General features: G+C 70.0%; 14 protein-coding genes. 5 read left to right on the forward strand and 9 right to left on the reverse strand.

Annotated elements, in window-relative coordinates; translation table 11 throughout:
* The first annotated feature begins 112 nt into the window (after positions 1–112).
* The 3 genes from IT355_01060 (at position 113) to IT355_01070 (ending at position 2661) form a co-directional block, all read left to right on the forward strand.
* Entirely contained in the window at positions 113–1240 is a 1128-nt protein-coding gene (locus IT355_01060; GenBank protein MCC7051822.1) for a patatin-like phospholipase family protein, read from the forward strand.
* A complete protein-coding gene (locus IT355_01065) occupies positions 1237–2193 on the forward strand; it encodes an alpha/beta fold hydrolase (protein MCC7051823.1) in 957 nt (318 codons plus the stop codon). Before IT355_01060 ends, IT355_01065 begins: the two co-directional genes overlap by 4 nt.
* 129 nt (positions 2194–2322) lie before the next feature.
* Positions 2323–2661, forward strand: a complete 339-nt coding sequence (locus IT355_01070) for a hypothetical protein (GenBank protein ID MCC7051824.1) — start codon at positions 2323–2325, stop codon at positions 2659–2661.
* A 100-nt stretch (positions 2662–2761) separates the two neighbouring features.
* On the opposite strand, the gene IT355_01075 is transcribed toward IT355_01070, so the two are convergent.
* The 9 genes from IT355_01075 to IT355_01115 all read right to left on the reverse strand — a co-directional run bounded on the left by IT355_01075 (position 2762) and on the right by IT355_01115 (position 13583).
* Positions 2762–3910 carry a carboxylate-amine ligase gene (locus IT355_01075; protein MCC7051825.1) on the reverse strand — a complete coding sequence of 383 codons (1149 nt, stop codon included), beginning with the start codon at positions 3908–3910 and terminating at the stop codon, positions 2762–2764.
* A gap of 69 nt (positions 3911–3979) precedes the next feature.
* Entirely contained in the window at positions 3980–5341 is a 1362-nt protein-coding gene (locus IT355_01080) for a hypothetical protein (protein ID MCC7051826.1), read from the reverse strand.
* The gene (locus tag IT355_01085) at positions 5338–6291 is read right to left on the reverse strand and encodes a hypothetical protein (GenBank protein MCC7051827.1); all 954 of its coding nucleotides are present in this window, start codon (positions 6289–6291) and stop codon (positions 5338–5340) included. Before IT355_01085 ends, IT355_01080 begins: the two co-directional genes overlap by 4 nt.
* A 15-nt stretch (positions 6292–6306) precedes the next feature.
* Positions 6307–7029: a hypothetical protein gene (locus IT355_01090; protein ID MCC7051828.1), complete on the reverse strand. Its 723-nt coding sequence runs from the start codon at positions 7027–7029 to the stop codon at positions 6307–6309.
* Complete coding sequence (locus IT355_01095; GenBank protein ID MCC7051829.1) at positions 7029–7850, reverse strand: alpha/beta hydrolase; 822 nt, start codon at positions 7848–7850, stop codon at positions 7029–7031. Before IT355_01095 ends, IT355_01090 begins: the two co-directional genes overlap by 1 nt.
* A gap of 3 nt (positions 7851–7853) precedes the next feature.
* Positions 7854–9077, reverse strand: coding sequence for an ATP-grasp domain-containing protein (locus IT355_01100; protein ID MCC7051830.1), 1224 nt, complete (start codon positions 9075–9077; stop codon positions 7854–7856).
* A gap of 37 nt (positions 9078–9114) precedes the next feature.
* Complete coding sequence (locus IT355_01105) at positions 9115–10332, reverse strand: ATP-grasp domain-containing protein (GenBank protein ID MCC7051831.1); 1218 nt, start codon at positions 10330–10332, stop codon at positions 9115–9117.
* Positions 10332–11927: a DUF1957 domain-containing protein gene (locus IT355_01110; protein MCC7051832.1), complete on the reverse strand. Its 1596-nt coding sequence runs from the start codon at positions 11925–11927 to the stop codon at positions 10332–10334. Before IT355_01110 ends, IT355_01105 begins: the two co-directional genes overlap by 1 nt.
* A 6-nt stretch (positions 11928–11933) precedes the next feature.
* Positions 11934–13583, reverse strand: a complete 1650-nt coding sequence (locus IT355_01115) for a glycogen synthase (protein MCC7051833.1) — start codon at positions 13581–13583, stop codon at positions 11934–11936.
* A 259-nt stretch (positions 13584–13842) separates the two neighbouring features.
* On the opposite strand from IT355_01115, the gene glgP reads away from it, so the two are divergent.
* Both glgP and IT355_01125 read left to right on the forward strand, forming a co-directional pair.
* A complete protein-coding gene (glgP, locus tag IT355_01120; protein MCC7051834.1) occupies positions 13843–15981 on the forward strand; it encodes an alpha-glucan family phosphorylase in 2139 nt (712 codons plus the stop codon).
* A complete protein-coding gene (locus tag IT355_01125) occupies positions 15978–17267 on the forward strand; it encodes a DUF3536 domain-containing protein (GenBank protein ID MCC7051835.1) in 1290 nt (429 codons plus the stop codon). Before glgP ends, IT355_01125 begins: the two co-directional genes overlap by 4 nt.
* Positions 17268–17326: the final 59 nt, after the last annotated feature.

The raw sequence follows: 17326 nt of genomic DNA on the forward strand, positions 1-17326 counted from the left end.
GATGACTTCCCGCTCACCGCACCTGCCACGATCCACTCCCGCCGCCCCGCGCCCGCGCCCGGCGTGGCCCCGGATCCTCGCGCTGGGTGCCGTCCTGAGCGGATGCGCCGCCGTGCACCGCCCCGCCACCACGGTCCCGGCGCTGCTGCGCGATGCGGACGTCGCCCGCACCGCCGAGCACACGCTGCGCGACACGGTGGTCGCGCGGCTGGCGCGGCGCGCGGTCGCGAGCCCGGACCACTCCCTCGACATCCTGCTGCTGTCGGGCGGCGGGCAGAACGGCGCGTACGGCATCGGCTTCCTCCGCGGGTGGCGTGAGCGCACCGACACGCCGATGCCGAAGTTCGACCTGATCACGGCGATCAGCACCGGTGCCCTGCAGGCGCCGTTCGTGTTGATGGGCACGCCGGCGGCACTGGACACGATCACGATGTTGTACCGCCGCTCCGCCGACCGCATCGCCCCGTCCCTCGACTGGCTGTTCTGGCTCCGCAGGACCGGGGGCGTGGTGAACACGAAGCGCTACGATGCCAGCCTGCGCACCATCATCGACGGGGCGTTCCGTGACTCGTTGCGCGCGGCCTTCGCCGAGGACCGGCAGGTGGTGTTCGGCACGACGGACCTGGACCTCGGCATCGGGCGCGCGTGGGACCTGTCGGGCGCGCTGGCCGGTGATGCCGACACGGGGCTGGTGCGCACCCGGGCGCTGCTGAAGGCCGCATCGGCCATCCCGGGAATCTTCCCGCCGGTGGTGCACGACGGGCACGTGCACTCCGACGGCGGGATCGTGACCAACATCCTCCAGCTGCTCACGCTCGATGACTACGCCGCGATGGTGGCGCGCGTGCGCGCGGCCGGCGTGGCCGCGCCGGTGTCGGTCCGGCTCTGGGTGATCGTGAACGGCTGGACGCATGCTGCGCCGGTGGTGATGAACCCGGCCAGCCGCAGGCAGATCAACGGCCGGTGGGGTGGCGTGATGTTCTTCACGCACCAGCCGCAGGCCATCGAGGGGCTGGACAACCTCGCGCGCGCGGCATCGGCGGCGGTGCCGGGGCTGTCGATGCAGATGCGCTTCACGGCGATCCCCTCCGAGGTGGCGATCGACCCGCTCGCGAGCACACTGTTCAATGCATCGTTCATGGCGCAGCTCGAGGCCCTCGGCACGAGCCGCGCCCGCAGCACCAAGCCGTGGGACGTGATCGTCTCACCCTACACCCGCCCCGTTCCGGCCCTTCCGTGATCGTCCCGGCACTGCCCTCGACACGCCGCGTCGCGATCATCGCGACCGTGCTCCTCGCATTGCACCTCGGTGCGCCCGCTGCCGTCGCCGTGGCGCAGCGCGCCGCGCCGCCCCAGCGCATCACCGTCACCTCCGACGGGCACGCGCTCACCGTCTGGGCGCGCCAGGCGCCGCGGGCACGCGGCGTGGTGGTGCTGCTCCACGGCCGCACCTGGTCTGCCCTGCCCGACTTCGACCTCGCGGTCCCCGGTGAGGACCTGTCGGTGATGCGCGCGTTCGTGCGGCGTGGCTACACCGTATATGCGCTGGATGCGCGCGGCTACGGCGGCACGCCGCGCGATGCCAGCGGATGGCTGACGCCGAACCAGGCCGCACGGGACGTGGCGGCCGTGCTGCGCGCGGTGGCCGCGCGACACCCGGCGCTGCCGAGACCCACGCTGGTCGGCTGGTCGTACGGCTCGATGGTCGCCCACCTGACGCTGCAGCAGGAACCGGCGCTGGCTTCGGGCGTGGTGCTGTTCGGCTACCCGCGTGACCCCGACATGCGGCTCGCCTCGACCGGTGACACGGTGACCCCGCCGCGCGCGGCCAACACGGCCGCGAATGCCGCCAGTGACTTCATCATCCCGGGTTCGATCACGCCGGCCGCCGTGCAGGCGTATGTCACGGCGGCGCTGCAGGCAGATCCGGTCCGGTCGGACTGGCGCGGGCTCGAGGAGTGGAACGCCCTGTCGCCGGAACGCCTCACGCTGCCGGTGCTCCTGTTGCACGGGGAGAAGGACCCCTTCACGCCGGTGGCATCACAGGCGAAGACCTTCACGCGCCTCGGGTCGCCGGACCGGCAGTGGGTGATCCTCGCCGGCGGCGACCATGCCGCGCTTCTGGAAGCGACCGCGCCGGCATTCATCGCCGCCATCACGGCGTTCATCGAGCGCCCGCCGCTGCGGCGCTGATCGCCCCTCACCCGGACAGGCGATCCACGCGCGCGTGCACGGGGCATAGGTTCTCCGCCGTTGCCACCCGGTGTCCGCGATCGAGCCGCGGCGCCGGGACCGGAGTCCGTCCGACACAAGGGGTTGCGCGTGGACCAGGATCAGCGGGTGCGGCTGGGAGGCGTGTTCTTCGTCGTCATGGGCGGTGTGCTGGGCTGGCTCTCCATCTGGCGGCCGTACCAGGAGGCGCTTGGCGGCAGCCCGACCGTGCAGCTCAACCGGACCGGGATCGGGCTGGCGATCCTGCTGCCACTGATGGGTGTGCTCCTTGCTGCCGGCGGCGACACGGTGGTGCAGCACCTCAAGGCGAACACCGCTGGCAGAAAGACGCCGCGCGGCTGGCTCTACATCGGTGTCATCGCGGCCATCGCACTCGGAGCGTTCCTGCTCGTCCAGGCGCAGTTCGAGTCGATGGGCTACACGATCTGACACCGTCGCGCCTGCGTCACACGACACGATGCACATGCACACGGGGCCCCGCAGCCGATGCCGCGGGGCCCCGTGTGCCGCGTGCGATGCCGGCGCTGGCTCAGGCCGACGCCTGTCGCGGCTGCCCGTCGCTCGCCGGGACGTCCATGACACCTTCCGCCGTCTCCTGGATGAGCTGGTCGACCACGGCGTTCAGGTCGTTGGTGCGCGCGAACGTCGCGAGCTGGCGGTCGGCGCTCGAACCCTCGCTCAGGATCCGGTAGGCGTACTCGACCTCCTTGCGCGTGCCCAGTTCGTCGACGATGTCGCCGAGGAACCAGTCGAGGAACTCGCGGATGAGCTGCGGCGCCGGCAGTTCCACCTGCTTGCCGAAGTCGATCAGCTTGCCGCCCAGCCCGTAGCGGACCGCGCGCCACTTGTTCTCCTCGATCAGCGCCGAGGAGTACACGCGGAAGGTGGTGTTGTCGCGGCGCATCTTGTAGAGCTTCGCGATCAGGGCCTGCAGGATGGCGGCGATGCACACCGCCTCGTCGACGCGGGTGCAGACGTCGCAGACGCGGAACTCGAGCGTGGGATACTTCCCGTGCGGGCGGATGTCCCACCAGATCTTGTGCGGCCCCGGGATCGACCCCGTCTCGACCAGCGTGTCGATGTACGACGTGTAGTCGTAGTACGAGTTGAGCAGCGGCGGCACGCCCGAGCGCGGGAAGGCGCGGAAAACCACGCTCCGGTAGGAGCGCAGGCCGGTCTCGCGACCATACCAGAACGGCGAGCTGCTGGTGAGGCAGAGGATGTGCGGCAGGAAGTAGCGCGCCACGTTGCAGGCATCGACGAGGAAGTCCTTGTCCTCGATGCCGATGTGCACGTGCGTGCCGAAGATGAGCAGGCGCTGGGCAAGGTCGCCCATGTCGTTGCGCGTGCCGAGGTAGTGGTCGTACGGGGTGATCTCCTGCGTCTGCCAGTTCGCGAACGGGTGCGTTCCGGCGGCGGCGATGCGATACCCCTTCTTGGCGGCCAGCTCCATCACGCCCTTGCGCAGCATGACGAGCTCCTTGCGCACCTCCGCCGGCGTCTGGCAGACGTTCGTCCCCACCTCGATGATCGACTGGTGCAGCTCCGGCTTCACCTGCGTGAGCACGCGGTGGTCCTCGGCGAGGAGCTGCGTCACGTACGAGACCAGGTCGCGCGAGACCGGATCGATGATCTGGTACTCTTCCTCGACGCCCAACGTCAGTGACGGTGCCTTCATGGGGACGATGCGGGCTGGGGGATCGGGGGGGCTGCGGCGCGCCGGCGGCGCTCCCGCAGTCTAGCGGGTCTAGCGGGGCTGCACGAGGAAGGTCGGGACGGTGGACCCGCCGCCGGCCGAGACGTTGAGCAGGGCGGCGGTCGACAGCCGGCAGAGCCAGCCGTCGGCGTAGGCGCCGTCGCAGAGGAAGGGCGCCGTGTCGTACATCCGGTCCACCACCTGTGACCTGCCGTCGACGAGGGACGGATAGCCCTGCGAGGGGATGCCGACCCGCTCCTGGATCACGTAGGGGTGCTCGAGCGCCGTGCGCAGCGCGGCCGACCAGCCGTCGGCATCCACCGTCCACCCGAGGACGATGCCGGCGCCGCCGTAGTCGTCGTTGGGCTTGAGCACGAACCGGTCACGGTTGGCGGCGGCGTGGGCGAGCAGGTCGACATGCTCGCCGTGGAAGATCGTGTTCCGCTCCTCCACCACGCGCGTCCACGGGATGCACTCGGCCACGGCGGCGTGCTGCGCCGGCGTGAGCAGGTGCGCGTTGCGCTCGTCGGTGAGTGCGGCCAGCGACGCCTTCTTGTGCAGGATCTTGCAGCGCGGCGGGTTCACCATGCAGACCTTCCGGTCGCGTACGGCACGGAACACCGGGTGGTCAACGCCACCGCGCTCGGCCAGCTCGTGCAGCAGGACACGCTTGTAGAGCAGCGTGACCGGCGTGCCGTTGAAGCGGAGCGTCTCGCCGTCGTACACGGCGTCGCGGGGGTCGACGATCGAGCACGGGATGCCCAGCTCGCGGAAGAAGCGCTGGAAGATCTCGAACTCGCTGAAGGTCGGCACCTCCTTCCAGTCGATGATGCCGACCTGCGGCACCTCGCGCACGCCGCGCCATTCCGCCCAGGCGCCGAGCACGGCGCGGAGCACGCCGTGGCGCGTGGGCACCGGCAGCAGGGCCCAGTCGCGCGCGAACTTCCGCGTCACGGGGAGGTCGCTGAACATGTCGGCGAGCGCGTCGTTGTAGCCGGCACCGGCGGGGGTCTCGGCGTTGTACTCGGTGAGCGAGATGACGCCGCTGTCGTCGTCCACGAAGTAGTCGAGTCGCGACGTGGGGCTGCCGGCGCGGAACCCCGGGTCCACGCCCACCAGCGACTCCTCCCAGTCGGCGAGGCGGAACTGGTGCCGGACTTCGGGATCCGCCAGCGCGGCGGCGAGCACGGCGTCGAAGGCCGGCATCAGCCGCCTGGTGAGGTCCTGCACCCGGTCATACTGTGCCGGCGAGACCAGGCGCGGTCGGAGCACGGTGCACAGCGGCCGGCCACCGAAGACCAGGCCGCGGCCAGCGAGCTGCGACGTCATCGCCGATGCCGACTCCTGCGCCAGCGCGTCGTCGGTGAGGAGGCCGTGCCAGGCGTCGATGGCGGGCAGCGCGGACGGCATCAGCGGGTGCGTGAGGCGGTGAACATCGCGTCCCAGCCGAGGGCCTTCACCGACTCCCGCGGGTTCTTCGCGAGCCGGATCACGAGGTTGCTCATCTGCTCCACCGCCCAGTTGAAGTAGGTCGGCGTGAGGGAGTTGATGTCGAAGTCGGGCGCCGGGTTCATGAAGTCGATGGCGTACGGCACGCCATCCTTGATCGCGAACTCGATCGAGTTCATGTCGTAGCCGAACGCCTTCACGATGGTGCGGGCATCCTTGATGATGCGGGGCTCGAGGGTGCCGAGGAAGCCCGGCTCGACGCGGTACTTCCGCTCGCGCGGGTCGTACTTGATCGGCAGGACCTCCTCCTGGCCGACGCAGATGCAGCGCACGAATTCGTCCCACTTGATGAACTCCTGCACGATCATCGTGAGCAGGCCGGAGTTGTCGTAGTGGTGGATGAGCTCTGCCTTGCTCTCGCAGACGTAGACCTTCTTCCAGCCGCCGCCGTGGGCGTCCTTGAGGATGCAGGGCAGGCCGACCCAGCGCAGGATCTCGTCCCAGTCGAGTGGATACTTCAGGTTCCGCAGCGACTCGTCGGGGACGATGCCGGGGATGTACTCCTTGTTCGGAAGCACCACCGTCTTCGGGCTGACCACGCCGAGCTTCGTGATCAGCGCGGCCCCGAAGAACTTGTCGTCGGCCGACCACATGAACGGGTTGTTGATCACCGACGTGCCGTTGAGCACCGCCTGCTTGAGCACGGTGCGATACATCGGCACCTCGTGCGAGATGCGGTCGACGAGGACGTCGTACACCCGGTCGGCGTCCATGTGCTCGCCGCCGAACTTCGCGAGCGAGGCGGTGACGCCGGCATCCTTGGCGTTGACGGCCTCGATGAAGGCGGGCGGGAAGGACCACTCGCGCCCCACCACCAGCCCAACGTGCTTCACCTGCGCAGGACCTTTCGCCATCGGTGGCACCCCTGGTTAGTCGTGACCGCCCACGTACATCCGGATCATCTTCTCCCAGTACGGCCAGTCGTGCGACCAGCCGTCCCAGAGCCGCAAGGCGTTGCCCACGCCCTTGTTCCACAGCATCGACGAGAACTCCTCGTTGTTCCGGCAGCTCGGGTCGTCACGGCCGATGGCCATGATGATGTCGATGCGCCGCATGGCCTCGAGGCGGCCGTGGTCGGCCTCGTGCGCCATGAACGCCATCGGGTTGGCGGCGTACACGTTCGCGTCCATGTGGCCCGACGCCTGCCGGCTGATGTCGTACAGGCCGCTGAGGCCGATGATGCGGTTGACGAGGTGCGGGAAGCGCAGCCCGAACGACATCGCGTGGTAGGCCCCGAAGCTGGCGCCGGCGAGGATCACGAAGGGCGTGCCATTCCGGTGGTGCATGAACGGCAACACCTCGTCCCGGATGTAGTCGTGGTACTGGAGGTGGCGCCAGGCGCGGGCGCCCGGGTGCCGCGCGCGGTCGTACCAGCTCTCATGGTGCACGTGGTCCACGGTGAACATCTGGAGCCAGCCGCGCTCGAGGTGGTCCCGCAGCACGAGGTGCATGCGGCGGTCGGTCCACTCGCGGTGGCTGCCGAGCGACGTCGGGAAGACCAGCATCTTGGCGCCGGCGTGTCCCCAGACGTGCATGGCCATCTCGCGGCCGTCCAGCGCCGGGCTCCGCCAGGCCTGGTATTCATGGTGCATCAGTGTCTCCGGTCGGAGCGGGTGACGGACAGCAGCGCGGGCAGCGCCTTGCGGAAGCGGCGGCCCCAGGCGCTCTCATGGTGCACGCCGATGGCGTCCTCCACCCAGCGGAGGCGCTCGCCCGGCACGTAGCCCTTGTTCACGAGCATGTCGCGCAGCCGGCGCGCGTTCGCCAGCGTGCGCTCGCCCTCGCGGGCCCCGACATCGAGGTAGATGCGGGCGTCGCTGAACGGCTGGTGCCTCACCCAGTCGAAGATCGCCCCCTGCGCGAACCAGAGTGACGGGCTCATGACGGCCGCGAAGCCGAAGACGTCGCGGCGCGCGAAGACGGCGTAGAGCGAGAAGAGTCCGCCCATCGACGACCCGCCGACGCCGGTGTGCTCGCGCGCCGGCAGGGTGCGGTACCGGTCGTTGATCACGGGCCGGAGCACGTCGGACAGCCAGGTGAGGTACGGCGCCGCGTCCCCACCGCCCACCCGCTCGTCCATGAACGGGCTGTACTCCGCGATCCGGTGCTGCGACGCGTGATAGACGCCGACGATGATCGCGTTGGCCCCCAGCCGCGACGCCGACACCAGCTCCTCGGAGAGTCCCCAGGAGCCGGCGTACGAGGTGCCATCGTCGAACAGGTTCTGGCCATCCTGCATGTAGATCACCGGATACCGGCGCACCTCCTCGAAGTACTCGCCGGGGAGGTAGACGGCCACCGTGCGCGTCTCCCCCTCGGTCGGTCCCGGGATGTCGGTGACCACCTCGAGCGTTCCCGCCTGTGTGCGTGTCCGGAACAGGCGCCGCAGGGAGCGGCGCAGGCGCAGGGGCATGTATTACGACGCGTAGAGTTGGAGGTCGGTTCCGACCGCATCGGCGATCTGGCACGCCTGCGCGAAGTCCGGGTGCCGGATGGTGAGGTAGCCGTCGGAGAGCAGGGTCAGCACCCAGTCGCGCCGCGGCTGGCCCACCGGCAGCAGGTCGATGTTCACGATGTGCTCACCGAAGCGCTGCACGAGCTGCTCGAGCCCCGTCACGCGACTGATCGCGCCATGGCCCTGCGCCCGCTTGAAGATGTTGACGGCGTTGTACTTCCGGGTGACCTCGAGCGAGAAGGTGCCCTGCAGCTCGGCCTCGGCGTAGCCCATGTAGAGGTCCACGTCCGAGACGTAGTTCATCAGGTCCACCGTGCGGGCGCCGGGCGGACGGGCGGCGATCTCACCGAAGACCACCTCGCCGTCCGACTTCCGGTACCACTCCATGTGCGTGAACGCGTTGCCGGGGTTCATCGCGCGGAGGACGTCGGCGCCCATCTGCCGGCCGCCGGCCACCCAGTCGCTGTCGACGTCACGCAGGCAGAGGGTCTGGGGGCTGATCCACTCCACGCTGCGCGCCACCAGCGGGCGGGGGCGGTAGTAGCCGATGTTGAAGAACTGCATCGCGCCGTCGATGCAGATCGTGTCGAACGTGAACTCCTCGGCCTCGATGAACTCCTCGACGTTCACGTGCTCGATGTGCGTGAGGCGCTTCAGCGCGGCGTCCAGCTCGCGGGCGTCATCCACGCGGAAGGTGTCCATCGAGCCGGCGCCGTCGATCGGCTTGATGATCAGCGGGTAGCCGATGTACTCCGCCGCCTCGCGCACTTCGGCCGCCGATGTCGCACCGCGGTGGCGCGGCGTGCGGATGCCCGCCGCGGCGACACGCGCCTTCATGATGTCCTTGTTGCGGAACGCGATCGCGTCCTCGACGCCCATCCCCGGCACCCCGAGCGCCGCGCGCAGCTTCGCCGCCAGCACCACGCCGGGCTCCCAGAGGCAGACCACCCGGTCGAAGGTGCGGCCCACCCACTGTGCCGTCACCGCCGCGACCACCGCGTCCTCCTGGTTGATCTGCGGCGTCTGCAGGTAGCCCGAGAGGTGGCGGCGCGTCAGCTCCGGCAGGTTGCCGGCCGGCACGTCACTGATCCCATACACCTTCGCCCCGAACGTCGAGAGCGCGCGGCAGAACAGCGGCATCTCGTCGGGATAGCCCGGCGCGATCATCAACACGTTCATGTGCATCCCCTGGCGTGAGCGTCCAACCGCGAGTCCCGTGTGATCACCCCAGATCCACCTGCACCAGCTCCACCACGCGGCGGATCGCCCGTTCCACCACCACCGTCTCGGGATGGCGGAGGATGACGTAGCCGTCGCCCTCGTACGTGGCGGCCGGTGCATGCCCCACCACCGGCAGCTTCACGTCACACACCAGGTGCCCGAACTCGGCCTGCACCTGTTCCAGCCCGCGCACCCGGCGCACCACCCCGCTCCCCTGCCCGCGCAGGAATGCGGCGGCCACGGCGTACTTGCGCTGCGGCGGCGTGAACTCGCCGTGCACCATCAAGTTCGCCCAGGCCCCGACGAAGTCCACGTCGTTCGCGCGGCTGATCAGCGTCGTGATCTGCGCACCCGGCGGCCGCGCCGCCACCTCGGAGATCGCCACCGTGCCGTCGGCGCGCCGGAACCATTCCATGTGGGTCAGCCCGGTGGTCTGGCCAAGGGCATCCAGCGCCTCGACCGCCGCATCGCGGATGTCGTCGAACCTCGGGTGGTCGACCTCGCGCGGCAGCACCACCACCCACTGGATCCACGGGTTGCGCAGGACCTCCAGCGGCGTGGGGTGGTAGTGCGTGAGCGAGTGCCAGACCGCACGGCCGTCGATCGAGATGGTCTCGAAGGAGTGCTCGGTGCCGGTGATGAACTCCTCCAGCATCACCGGCGCCAGCACCGACGGCTGCGCGAGCTCGAGCGCCTCGCCAAGCGCGCGCGCGTCATCCACGCGGTAGGTGGACAGCGCGCCGGCACCGGCCTGCGGCTTGACCACCAGCGGGAAGCCGACCCGCTCCGCGAACGCGATCGCGTCGACGTACCGCTCCACGAGGGCGTGGCGCGCGCAGGGCAGCCGGTGGGCGCGCAGCACGTCCTTCATGCGCGACTTGTCCCGGAAGTTCAGCGCCGCACGCACCGGCAGCCCGCTCACGCCGAGCGACTCCCGCACCACCGCCAGCGGCACCTGCAGCTGCTCGTAGGCGCCGAAGAGCCGCTCGACGCCGCCGATCCGGGCCGCCACCTCGCCCACCGCCTGCCGGAGCTGCAACACGTCCAGCACGTCGTCCACGCGCCAGTGCTGCACGATCACGTCCCGCGTCTGGCGCGGCGCCTGGTCGACGTCGTCTTCCGTGATCACGCCAAGCTGCACGCCGGGCAGCGCCCCGAGCGCCTCGACCATCCTCGCCGCGTTGTCGGACAGACGCGGTGCGACGAAGATGACCGGGATCATGCCAGGGCCGCGCGCAACGCGGGGAAGATGTCCGGGAAACAGTCGTCGCGCACCTTCAGCTCCGCCGCATAGTTGTGCGCCGTGGTGAAGTCCCCGCTCTCGAAGCCCTGGTGCATCAGCCCGAGGATCTGCTCCAGGTCGGCGCAGTGCGAATGGAAGCGGTGATCGCCGTAGTCGGCCGCCTCGCCCATCGTGACGATGAACGGCCAGTCGCTGCTCTGTGCCAGCAGCAGCGTGCGCGCGGCCTGCTCGAGCGCGGTGTGCGCGAGCGGTTCGCCGAGCGCGCGGCCGGCGATCTCCCAGAAGGCGTTCTCCAGCGGCCAGAGCCGCCGCCACATGTACGCCACCTTCGGCCCCACCCAGGTGGACCAGTCGGCGTGTGCGCCCCACGACCCCGGCTCCACCGGGATGCCCGGCGCATTCGGGTTGTCCCGCAGGTGCTCGCCTGCCGTGGCCGGCCGCAGCAGCGGCACGTGCTGCAGCTCGCGATAGAGCTTGTTCAGGAACTCCGGCCCCTCCGCCCACCAGTGCCCGTACAGCTCCGTGTCGAACGGCGCCATGATGAGCGAGGTCCCGAACGGGTGCTGCTCACGGGCGATCGCGCCCAGCAAGGTGGCGAAGTGCCGGGCGTGCTCCTCGACCTTGTTCTGCGCGACCTCGGGCCAGTACGGGTGCTTCTCGCCGAGATCCACCTTGCGGCCGGTGATGCGCCAGAGCTTCAGCCCCCCTTCCTGGTGCGTCTTGTGGAACTCCAGGTAGGCGCCGTCGCCCGGGTAGCCGCCGTCGGCACTCCAGATCTGCGCGGCGGTGCGCTGGTCGCGCGCCAGCGCATACACATGCGCCTCGCCATTCTCCTGCTTGATCCGGTAGGCGCGGTAGGCGGTCCGCTCCTTGTGCCGGCCCTGCACCAGCGGCGCATCGAGCGTCACGTACTGGAAGCCCGCGGCGCGCACCTCGTGCTCGATGCCGTGCCGCACGCCGCGATTGGGGGCGTGCTTGAGCGGCTCCCACCAGCCGCCGGGCCGGTACGCACACTCCGGCAGCCAGCACCCCGCCGGCCGGCGCCCGAACAGGCGCTCATGCTCGCGGCGGCCCAGCTGGAGCTGGAACTTGATGCTCTCGTCGCGACCCAGCAGGGGAAGGAAGCCATGCGTGGCCGCCGAGCCGGTGATCTCGATCCGTCCGTCGTCGGCGAAGCGCCGGAACTCGCCGAGGATGTCGCCATCGAGAGCGCGGTAGAGCTCGAGGTACTTCCGCATGTTGCCGGCGGTCCAGCCGCACACGTGGCTCAGGCCATCGTCGCCCCGCGCAGCGAACCGGGCGCCCTCCTCCTCCAGGCACTTCAGCTTGTTCGCAGCCCACTTCTCGAAGATCGCCGGGAAGGTCGGGTGCGCCAGCTGGTTGGCCAGGATCGGTGTGATCCCGAGCGTGACCGGCGCGTGCACGTTGTCCATCTGCAGCCAGCGCATCTTCTCGATCAGCGGCAGGTACGTCTCCATCGTGGCCTCGGAGAGCCAGTCGGAGCCGTGTGGCCAGTCGCCGTGATTCAGCACCCACGGCAGGTGCGAGTGCAGCTGGAGGACGAAGTCCATGGAAGGTCAGCGGGCAGAGAGGACGGAGCGGTAGACATCGCGATAGCGCTCTTCCGAGCGCTCCCAGCCGAAGTCACGGGCCATGCCATCGCGCATCATGCGGAACCACTGGTCGCGGTCCCGGTAGGCGATGACGGCCCGCGCCACCGCCTCGGCGAAGCCCGTGGCCGTGAACTCGTCGAACACGAACCCGGTGACGCCGTCGTGCACGGTGTCGGCCAGGCCACCGACCCGGCGGACCAGCGGCACTGTACCGTAGCGCTGTGCGCGCATCTGCGTGAGGCCGCACGGTTCGTAGAGGCAGGGCATGAGGAGCACGTCGCCGCCGGCCATCAGGCGGTGCTCCTTGTCGTCGGAGAAGTCCGTGTCGACGACGATGCGATCGCGGTGGCGCGCGGCGAGGGCGCGCAGGCCGTTGACGAAGCGCGGATCCCCGTTGCCGAGGAAGACCCATTGCGCATCGGCATTGAAGATCCACGGGTTGTCGAGGATCAGCTCCAGCCCCTTCTGCTGGACGAGGCGGGCGGTCATCACGAAGATCGGGACATCGGCGCGATCGGCGAGGCCCAGCTCTCGCTGCAGCGCCTGGCGGCAGGCGGCCTTGCCGCCGATGTCCTCGCGCGAGAACGGGGCCGCGATCGCGGGGTCGTTCTGCGGATCCCAGCGGGTCTGGTCGATGCCGTTGAGGATGCCGCTGAACTGCGCCCCCTTGAGCAGGAACGTGTCGTGAAGGCCGAAGCCTCCCTCGGCGGTCCGCAGCTCGTCGGCGTGGGTCATGCTCACCGTCGTGACGGCGTCGGCGAAGGCCATGCCACCCTTGAGCAGGTTCATCCGGCCGTACCACTCGAACTGGTGGTGGTTGTACAGCGACATCGGGAGCCCGACCTCGGCCATGGTGCCGGCGTCGTAGTGGCCCTGGTAGCCCGCGTTGTGGACGGTGAGGACCGTGGCGACCTCGCGATGCCAGGGGCTGTCGGCGTACCAGGTGCGCAGGTAGGCGAGGGCCAGGCCGGTGTGCCAGTCGTGGGCGTGGAGGATGGCCGGGGCCGACGTGATCCGGGGGAGGATGCGGAGGGCGGCGGCGCAGAAGAAGGCGTAGCGACGGGCACTGTCGCCATAGGAGCCGCTGGCGTCGCCGTAGATCCCCGGGCGGTCGAACAGCTCGCGGTTGTCGATGAACCAGACGGTCGGGAGTGCGGTGGCGCCGCGCATGCCGACGACCTCGGCCGTCCGGTCCGCGGGAAGGCGGTAGAGCTGGGTGCCGTATCCGCGAAAGGCGACGTCGGTGATGAACGGCGCGTCCACCGGCTCCAGGTCGGGGAACTGGTCGCGGACCTGTCGGTAGAGCGGAATGACGATCGACACATCCATGCCCGCGGCGGCCTGGTACGCGGCCAGGCTGCTGACGACCTCGCCGAGGCCCCCGGTTCGGGCGATCGGAGCGAGCTCGACCGACAAGTGGACCACCGAGACCGGTCGCTGGTCGCTGGCGGCGAGCGGGGTGGCGGGCTTCCGCTTGAGGAAGCGGCCATCAGCACCGCGCACCGCCGGTGCGGTCTTGGGCTTGGGGGTCCGCTTGGGGGTCCGCTTCGGCGCGGGCGCAGCGGCGGGCTTCGCCGCGGGCTTCGCTGCCTGCCGGGGAGTCCGTGGAGCCATGAAGGGCTTCCTGCGAGAGGGGCAGACGACACCCCGCCGAGCATCGCAGGATGTACTGGTGAGTTCGGCAGGCGCGAGGGGTGACGCGCCGGTCCACTGGCCGCGGCACGCCGCTGGCAGGCGCCGCCGACCGACACTCGCAAGGTGCGCAGCCCGGAGCCGTATTTCCAGTAGGCGCCGCCCGGTTCGGGACGGTTCTCCGGCCCGCGCGTCTGCAGACAACTGCCCGACTCCACCAGATGTCCCTAGTTTGCTGACCGTGACCAACATCATTCCGAGCCGGATCGCCGGCCTGCAAGAGCTCGCGAGTAATCTCTCGTGGAGCTGGAACCGCGAGGCGCGCGCCCTGTTCGCCGCCATCGACGACCGCCTCTGGCTGTCCACGCGCCACAACCCTGTCACCTTCCTCCAGCGGGTCGCGCCGGAGCGCCTGCAGGCCTGCGCCGACAACCCGGCCTTCCGGGCGATGTACGACGAGGCCATGCACTGGTCCCGCACCGAGGCCCAGTCGGACTCGACCTGGTTCGCGAAGACCTACCCAGAGCTGACGAAGTCGAAGATCGCCTATTTCTGCGCCGAGTTCGGGCTCCATTCCTCGGTCCCGATCTACTCGGGCGGCCTCGGCGTCCTGGCGGGTGACCACTGCAAGACCGCCTCGGACCTGGGCGTGCCGCTGGTCGGCGTCGGCCTGCTCTACCGGAACGGCTACTTCGACCAGCGCATCAACGTGGATGGCTGGCAGGAGAACATGGATGACACCTTCGACCTGGCCAGCACGCCGATCACCCCGGTCCTGAACGCCGACGGCAGCGACCTGACCGTCTCGGTGATGGTGGCGGGTGCCGAGGTGCTGGTGCGGGCGTGGCGGCTGATGGTGGGCCGCGTGCCGCTGATCCTGCTGGACACCGACCTCCCGGCGAACCGTCCCGAGGACCGGGAATTGCTGAGCCGGCTGTACGCTGGCGGCGTGGACCTGCGCCTCCGCCAGGAGTGGCTGCTCGGCGTGGGCGGCGTGCGGATCCTGCGCGCGCTCGGCATGGAGCCCGATGTGTGGCACGCCAACGAGGGGCACGCGAGCTTCATGTTCATCGAGCGGCTGCGAGAGCTGCGTTCGACCGGCATGGCGATGGCGGCGGCGGTCACGGCCGTGCGGCGCGCCTCGGTGTTCACCACCCACACCCCCGTGCCCGCCGGCCACGACGTCTTCCAGCGGTCGGCCGTCGAGACGGTGCTCGGGCCGGTCTGGACGGACCTGGGCATCGACGCCGACGCTTTCGCGAACTTCGGGTTCCACCCGCACTACGGGAAGGACCAGTTCCACATGACGGCATGCGCCGTCCGCTTCGCCTCGAAGGTGACCGGCGTGGCCAAGCTGCACGGCGAGGTGTCGCGCGAGCTGCTCCACCCCATGTGGCCGAACCGCGGCGTGAACCAGGTGCCGGTGGGGCACGTGACGAACGGCGTGCACCTGGCCACCTGGATGGCCAGCCCGATCATGAGCACGCTCGACAAGCACCTCGGGCGCGGCTGGGGCTTCCAGCTCGACAACCCGGACACGTGGAACCGCATCATGAAGGTGCCGGACGCCGATCTCTGGGCGGCCCACCTCGAGCTGAAGAACGTGCTGATGGACCGCGTGATCGAGCGCGCGCGCCGCAGCTTCGCCCGCGGCCACAAGGAGGCCACGCAGACGGTGAGCGCCGGCGTGCTGCTCGACCGGTCGAGCCTGATGATCGGCTTCGCGCGCCGGTTCGCGACCTACAAGCGCGCCGACCTGCTGTTCCACGATCCGGAGCGGCTCCGCAAGATCCTGACGAACCCCGTCGCGCCGGTGCAGCTGGTGTTCGCCGGCAAGGCGCACCCTGCCGACGGGCCGGGCAAGACCGTGCTGCAGCGCGTGTACCAGTTCACGCGCGACCCGCGGTTCGAGGGCCGCGTGGCCTTCATCGAGGACTATGACATGCACGTGGCCCACCTGCTGGTGCAGGGCGTGGACATGTGGATGAACCTTCCCCGCCCCCCTCTCGAGGCCTCCGGCACCAGCGGCATGAAGGCGGCGCTCAACGGTGTGCCCCAGCTCAGCACGATCGACGGCTGGTGGGCCGAGGGGTGCGACGGCACCAACGGCTGGTCGGTCACGGCGCCGAACGACCCGTCGCAGGACGCGGCTGCCGCGAACAACGTGTACGAGCTCCTCGAGCGCGAGGTGGTGCCGCGGTTCTACGACCGCACGCACCGCGACGCGATCCCGGCCAAGTGGCTGGCGACGATGAAGCACAGCATCCGGCAGGCGGGGCGCTTCTTCACCGCCGCCCGCATGGTGCAGCAGTACACCACCGAGTACTACGCACCGGCCATCATCGGCGGCGACTTCCCCGACGATCCACCGACGGCGTGAGTTCCGTCGTACTCCACGCGCACTGCTACCAGCCACCGCGCGAGGACCCGTTCACGGGCCTCGTGCCGGTGGAGCGCACTGCGGCGCCGTTCCACGACTGGAACGCGCGCATCACCGACGAGTCGTACCTCCCGCTCACCACCGCCCGTGACATCGCGGCGCGGAACCGCGTGAACCTGTTCGAGTGGATCAGCTTCAACGTCGGGCCGACGCTGGCGAGCTGGCTGGACCGCGAGGCGCCCGCCGTGCTCGAGTCGATGCGGCACGGCGACGCGCGGTCGGCGCAGCGCGTCGGCGCGGGCAACGCGATCGCGAGCGCCTACAACCACGTGATCCTGCCGCTGGCGTCGCCGCACGAGCGGCAGCGCGAGATAGCGTGGGGGCTGCACGACTTCCGCACCCGGTTCGGGCGCGAGGCGCGCGGATTCTGGTGTCCGGAGACGGCGATCGACGACGACACCGCACAGGCGCTGGCCGAGGCCGGCGTGCAGTTCGTGATCGTGGCCCCGTACCAGATCCGCCATGGCGGCAGCGACGGCCAGCCGCGGCGCTGGCGGGGAGCCAACGGGCGATCGCTGTTCCTGGCGCCGTACCACGGGGAGCTGAGCGGCTCGATCGGCTTCGGCGACCTGGCGCAGCAGGGCGAACGGCTGGCGGATGCGCTGGCCGCCGTGAGCAGCGCGCAGGGCATCGCGAGCATCGCCACCGACGGCGAGACGTTCGGCCACCACAAGCGGCATGGCGAGATGGCGCTCGCCACCGCGGTCGGCTCGCTGCGGCGCACGCACCGCGCCACGGTGACGAACTTCGCCGCCATCATCGACAGCCGGGACGACTGGGCGGACGGGGCGCTCGTCTCGCCCAGTGCCTGGAGCTGCGCGCACGGGGTGGAGCGCTGGCGCTCGAACTGCGGCTGCGGCGCGACGCACGAGACCGGGCGTGCCCAGGAATGGCGCGGGCCGTTGCGGGCCGCGCTCCGCTGGCTGGCCGAGGCACTGGACGCGGCCGACGGTGACGACCCGGCCCTCACGCCGCAGCGGCGGGCGCGCTACGGGATGTTCACGAGCTGCGGCTGGTTCTTCGACCGGTTCGAAGGGCACGAGACGCGCCTGCTGCTGCGGATGGCGGCCTTCGCGATCGCGGGCCGGCCTGACGCCGACGCGCTGGAGGCTGGCCTCGTGGCACGCCTGATCCACGCGAACTGCAATGACCGCTCGCTCGGCAACGGCGCCGACCTCTGGTACCGCGACTTCCACCCGCTGGTCGCCGCGGTGGCGCAGGCCTGACTGCCAGTCCCCGCAATTCCGTTGCAGAGATTCGGTGACACGAAATTCGGTGACAGTGC

The sequence above is a fragment of the Gemmatimonadaceae bacterium genome, from assembly GCA_020851035.1.
In the GTDB taxonomy this organism is placed as follows: domain Bacteria; phylum Gemmatimonadota; class Gemmatimonadetes; order Gemmatimonadales; family Gemmatimonadaceae; genus JACMLX01.

Excerpts from the sequence above, each read along its gene's own strand:
- IT355_01090 (MCC7051828.1), bottom strand. The coding sequence starts at position 7,029 with ATGCACCATGAATACCAGGCCTGGCGGAGCCCGGCGCTGGACGGCCGC.
- IT355_01095 (MCC7051829.1), bottom strand. The coding sequence starts at position 7,850 with ATGCCCCTGCGCCTGCGCCGCTCCCTGCGGCGCCTGTTCCGGACACGC.
- IT355_01085 (MCC7051827.1), bottom strand. The coding sequence starts at position 6,291 with ATGGCGAAAGGTCCTGCGCAGGTGAAGCACGTTGGGCTGGTGGTGGGG.
- IT355_01110 (MCC7051832.1), bottom strand. The coding sequence starts at position 11,927 with ATGGACTTCGTCCTCCAGCTGCACTCGCACCTGCCGTGGGTGCTGAAT.
- IT355_01075 (MCC7051825.1), bottom strand. The coding sequence starts at position 3,910 with ATGAAGGCACCGTCACTGACGTTGGGCGTCGAGGAAGAGTACCAGATC.
- IT355_01115 (MCC7051833.1), bottom strand. The coding sequence starts at position 13,583 with ATGGCTCCACGGACTCCCCGGCAGGCAGCGAAGCCCGCGGCGAAGCCC.
- IT355_01100 (MCC7051830.1), bottom strand. The coding sequence starts at position 9,077 with ATGCACATGAACGTGTTGATGATCGCGCCGGGCTATCCCGACGAGATG.